Source organism: Salipiger sp., from assembly GCF_059781815.1.
Window position 1 is genome coordinate 1 of record NZ_JBYNAH010000314.1, and the last position, 4,141, is coordinate 4,141.

At 69.2% G+C, this 4,141-nt stretch carries 5 protein-coding genes; 4 read left to right on the forward strand and 1 reads right to left on the reverse strand.

The features are described 5' to 3' along the window. The first annotated feature begins 211 nt into the window (after nucleotides 1-211). Nucleotides 212-1,477, forward strand: a complete 1,266-nt coding sequence (locus tag AC6RA4_RS23705) for a glutamate-5-semialdehyde dehydrogenase (protein WP_500164496.1) — start codon at nucleotides 212-214, stop codon at nucleotides 1,475-1,477. A gap of 18 nt (nucleotides 1,478-1,495) precedes the next feature. Here AC6RA4_RS23705 and AC6RA4_RS23710 read toward each other — a convergent pair whose 3' ends face one another. Further along, the gene (locus AC6RA4_RS23710) at nucleotides 1,496-2,098 is read right to left on the reverse strand and encodes a histidine phosphotransferase family protein (RefSeq protein ID WP_500164498.1); all 603 of its coding nucleotides are present in this window, start codon (nucleotides 2,096-2,098) and stop codon (nucleotides 1,496-1,498) included. 41 nt (nucleotides 2,099-2,139) lie between these two features. On the opposite strand from AC6RA4_RS23710, the gene AC6RA4_RS23715 reads away from it, so the two are divergent. The 3 genes from AC6RA4_RS23715 (at nucleotide 2,140) to olsA (ending at nucleotide 4,021) form a co-directional block, all read left to right on the forward strand. Beyond that, nucleotides 2,140-2,322 (forward strand): DUF3553 domain-containing protein, encoded by a 183-nt coding sequence (locus AC6RA4_RS23715; RefSeq protein ID WP_500164500.1) that lies wholly within the window; start codon nucleotides 2,140-2,142, stop codon nucleotides 2,320-2,322. Between the two features lie 119 nt (nucleotides 2,323-2,441). Next, a complete protein-coding gene (olsB, locus tag AC6RA4_RS23720) occupies nucleotides 2,442-3,200 on the forward strand; it encodes an L-ornithine N(alpha)-acyltransferase (protein ID WP_500164502.1) in 759 nt (252 codons plus the stop codon). After that, nucleotides 3,197-4,021, forward strand: coding sequence for a lyso-ornithine lipid O-acyltransferase (gene olsA, locus AC6RA4_RS23725; RefSeq protein ID WP_500164504.1), 825 nt, complete (start codon nucleotides 3,197-3,199; stop codon nucleotides 4,019-4,021). Before olsB ends, olsA begins: the two co-directional genes overlap by 4 nt. Nucleotides 4,022-4,141: the final 120 nt, after the last annotated feature.

Here is a 4,141-nt window from a genome sequence, read left to right on the forward strand (position 1 = left end):
CCCTTTAGTTTTTTTTTAAAAAAAATCGGGGGTGTTGTCGGGGGGGGCGGGGGGTTGGGGGGCAGCGCCCCCTAACTTCGGTGCCGCCACGACACCGCGGAACCTGGCGGCAGTCGCCTCATGGCATCGCGCTCATCTCCCCACTAGGCCCCGCCCGCGCGAGGCGCTATAGGGAAGCCCTCTGAAACCGGAACCCGAAGGGTGAACAGCGATGAACGACATGAGCGACATTCCCGCCGTCATGACCGAAATCGGCCGTCGTGCGAAAGCGGCCGCAGCCGAGCTCGCCTTCACCCCGCCAGCCCGCAAGACCGAGGCGCTCGACGCCGCCGCGGACGCGGTCTGGGCCAACCGGGCCGAGATCATCGAGGCCAACGCGCAGGATCTGCAGTTCGGCCGCGACAAGGGGCTGAGCGAGGCGATGATGGATCGTCTCCTGCTCACCGAAGACCGCATCAAGGGCATTGTCGACGGGTTGCGCGCCATCGCGGCGCAGGACGATCCGGTGGGCGAGGTGATCGCCGAGTGGGACCGGCCCAGCGGGCTGCATATCAAGCGCGTGCGCACGCCGCTCGGCGTCGTGGGCGTGATCTACGAATCGCGCCCCAACGTCACCGCCGATGCCGGTGCGCTGTGCCTGAAATCGGGCAACGCGGTGATCCTGCGCGGCGGCTCCGAGAGCTTCCACTCCTCGCGGGCCATCCATGCCTGCCTCGTCGAGGGGCTTGTGAAGGCCGGCTTGCCCGAGGACGCGATCCAGCTCGTCCCGACCCGCGACCGTGGCGCGGTGACCGAGCTGCTGCACATGACCGACTATGTCGATGTCATCGTGCCGCGCGGCGGCAAGGGGCTGGTGGGCCTTGTGCAGAGGGAGGCGCGGGTGCCGGTCTTTGCCCATCTCGAGGGCATCGTGCACATCTACATCGATGCCTCCGCCGACCCGGTGAAGGCGCTGGCGGTGGTGCTCAACGCCAAGAGCCGGCGCACCGGAATCTGCGGCGCCGCCGAATGCCTGCTGATCCATCGCGATGTGGTCGACACCATCGGGCAGGGCGTGATCCGTGCGCTGCTCGAGGCCGGGGTCGAGGTGCGCGCCGATGCCACGCTGCAGGCCATCGAGGGCACCGCGCAGGCGACTGACGACGATTGGGGCCGCGAGTATCTCGACAGCATCATCGCCGCCCGGGTGGTCGAGGACGAGGATGCCGCCATCGCCCATATCCGCGAGTTCGGCTCGGATCACACCGATTGCATCCTCGCCGAGGATCCGGCGGCGATCGAGCGCTTCGTGGAGCGCGTCGACAGCGCCATCGTGATGATCAACGCCTCGACCCAGTTCGCCGATGGCGGCGAATTCGGGATGGGGGCCGAGATCGGCATCGCCACCGGCAAGATGCACGCGCGCGGCCCGGTCGGTGCCCAGCAACTGACCTCGTTCAAATACGTGGTCCGCGCCGACGGCGCGCTGCGCCCGTAATCCCGCGCGCGGCGGCGGTCAGGTCAGCAGCACCGAGACCGCCGCCTCGCCGGTCGTGACCTCAAGCTTGCGCCCGCGTTCAGGCGCAAGCATCGCGAGCAGCGCGAACTGCACCCGGGCCGGCCCCAGATCGGCGGGCAGGGCCGCGCCCTGCAGCATATCCCAGACCGCCCCTTCGATGCTCAGCCGTGTCCCGGTGCCGGTGACGCGCCAGCCGCCCGCTTCGTCCATCACCTGCACCCTGCCGCCGAGCGGCAGCGCCGTCTCGCAGCAAAGCGCTGCGAGGAAGGCAAGCTGCACGTCCCGCCGCTCGGCATCGCCGACGGGCTGCCAGTCCATCGCGAGGCGGCTGCCGTGGCAGTAGTCGGCCAGCAGTTTGCGCGACTCGGGACTGCCGACCTTCTGCTCGGCCGATGCGGCACCAAAGGCCACGCGAAAGAAATTGATCCGCGCCATGGCCGAGCCGCAGCTCTGTTCGATCAGTGCCATCTCCTCGGGGCCGGGGCTGCCCGCCAGCGCGACCAGTTCGAGCCCGTTCGAGATCGCCCCGACCGGGCTCACAAGATCGTGACAGAGCCGGGACCCTACCAGAGCGGCGATCCGCGCGTTATCGTTGCTCATCAGAGGCTCCTCGGCAGTCGGACAGGGTGGACAAGGATAACATGGACGAACTCAACGCATTACTCGAGCCCGGCATGCTGGTCTCCCATCCGGACCAGCCCGACTGGGGCGTCGGGCAGGTGCAATCCAATATCGGTGGCCGCATCACGGTAAATTTCCGCGAGCAGGGCAAGGTGGTGATCGATGGCCGCCGCGTGAGCCTGCTTCCGGTCTTCGGGGACTGAATAGGCCCGCAGCTCTTAAGGGAAGGTTAACCACACCCCGCGCGCCGGGCGAGGCAAAACCGGTTTTCCTTTGCGCCGGCCCGGATTAAGAACGGGCGGAGGTTGGGGAAGAGGGGCGCATGGCTCTGGACGACGCTGATTTCACCGTGCGGCGGGCCCGCGACGAGGACGATCTTCAGGCCGCGCAGCGACTGCGATACGAGGTCTTCGTCGAGGAGCTTGGCGGCAGCGGCGCGCTGGTCGATCATGCCCAGCGGCTCGAGCGCGACCGCTTCGATCCGTTTTTCGATCATCTCATCCTCACCGATGCCAGACGTGATGGCGCGGTGGCCGGCGTCTATCGTCTGCTGCGCGGCGATCAGGCCGAGGCGGCGGGGCAGTTCTATTCCGAGGACGAGTACGATCTCGCGCCGCTGCGCGCCTCTGGCCGGCGTCTGCTGGAACTCGGGCGGTCGTGCCTGCATCCGGACTACCGCGGCGGCACCGCGATGATGCATCTTTGGAACGCGCTGGCCGGATACGTGCGCGAGCACGACATCGAGATCCTCTTCGGCACCGCCTCGTTCCACGGCACTGACGTGGCGGCGCTGGCGCAGCCGCTGTCGCTCTTGCATCACCGCCACCTCGCGCCCGAAGCGCTGCGGGTGCGCTCGAAGCGCTTCCAGAGCATGGACCTGCTGCCCGAGGCCGAGATCGGCCGCCGCGCCGCCATGCGCGACGTGCCTGCGCTGATCAAGGGCTACCTGCGGCTGGGCGGGGTGGTGGGCGAGGGCGCCTTCGTCGACCACGCGTTCAACACCACCGACATCTGCCTCGTGATGGACACCGCCCGGCTCAACGAGAAGGCCGCCGGGATCTACACGCGGGGGCGCGGATGACTGGTCCGACCTGGCGCGGCGACGCGCCGGAGGAGGGGCCGCTCTCGGCCGGGAACTGGGCCCTTGTGGCGCTGCGCGGGCCAGCGCTGGCGCTGGTGCTGGTGCTGGGAGTGTTGCTCAAGCTGCCGCTGCGGCTGGTCGAGCGCCCGCTCTGCGGTCAGCGCCGCCCGGTGACCCCGTTCATCACGCAGGGCGTCTCGCGGCTGGCTGTCGCGATCCTCGGCATCCGCCTCGAGACGCGCGGCCCCCGGCTGGGAGGGCCCGGCGCGCTGGTGGCAAACCATGCGAGCTGGCTCGACATCTTTGCGCTGAACGCGCGGCGCAACGTCTATTTCGTCTCCAAGGCCGAGGTCTCGGGCTGGCCCGGCATCGGGCTTCTGGCGCGGCTCACCGGAACCGTCTTCATCACCCGCGATCCGCGTGCCGCCGGCGCGCAGAAGCGGGTCTTCGAGGAGCGGTTGCTGCACGGCCACCGGCTGCTGTTCTTCCCCGAGGGCACCTCGACCGACGGGCAGCGGGTGCTGCCGTTCAAGTCGACGCTGTTTGCGGCCTTCTTCAGCGATCCCCTGCGCCACGAAATGGCGCTTCAGGCGGTGACGGTGATCTGGCACGCGCCGGCGGAAGCCGATCCGCGGTTCTATGGCTGGTGGGGCGATATGGGTTTCGGGCCGCACCTGCTCAAGGTGCTCGGCGCGCGCCGGCAGGGCCGCGTGGAGCTGGTCTATCATGAGCCGGTGCGGGTCGACGACCACCCGAACCGCAAGACGCTGGCGGCCCATCTCGAGGCGCAGGTGCGCAGCGCTCATCCGGCGGGACACTGAGCCAAGCGGCGGGTTTCTGAAAGAGGGGTTGCGCTGCGGACTGCGTCCGCATCGCCGGGGGGGGGGGGGGCGGGGCCCGGGGGGGGCCGGGGGCGGCGGGGGGGGCGCGCCCCGGGAGGG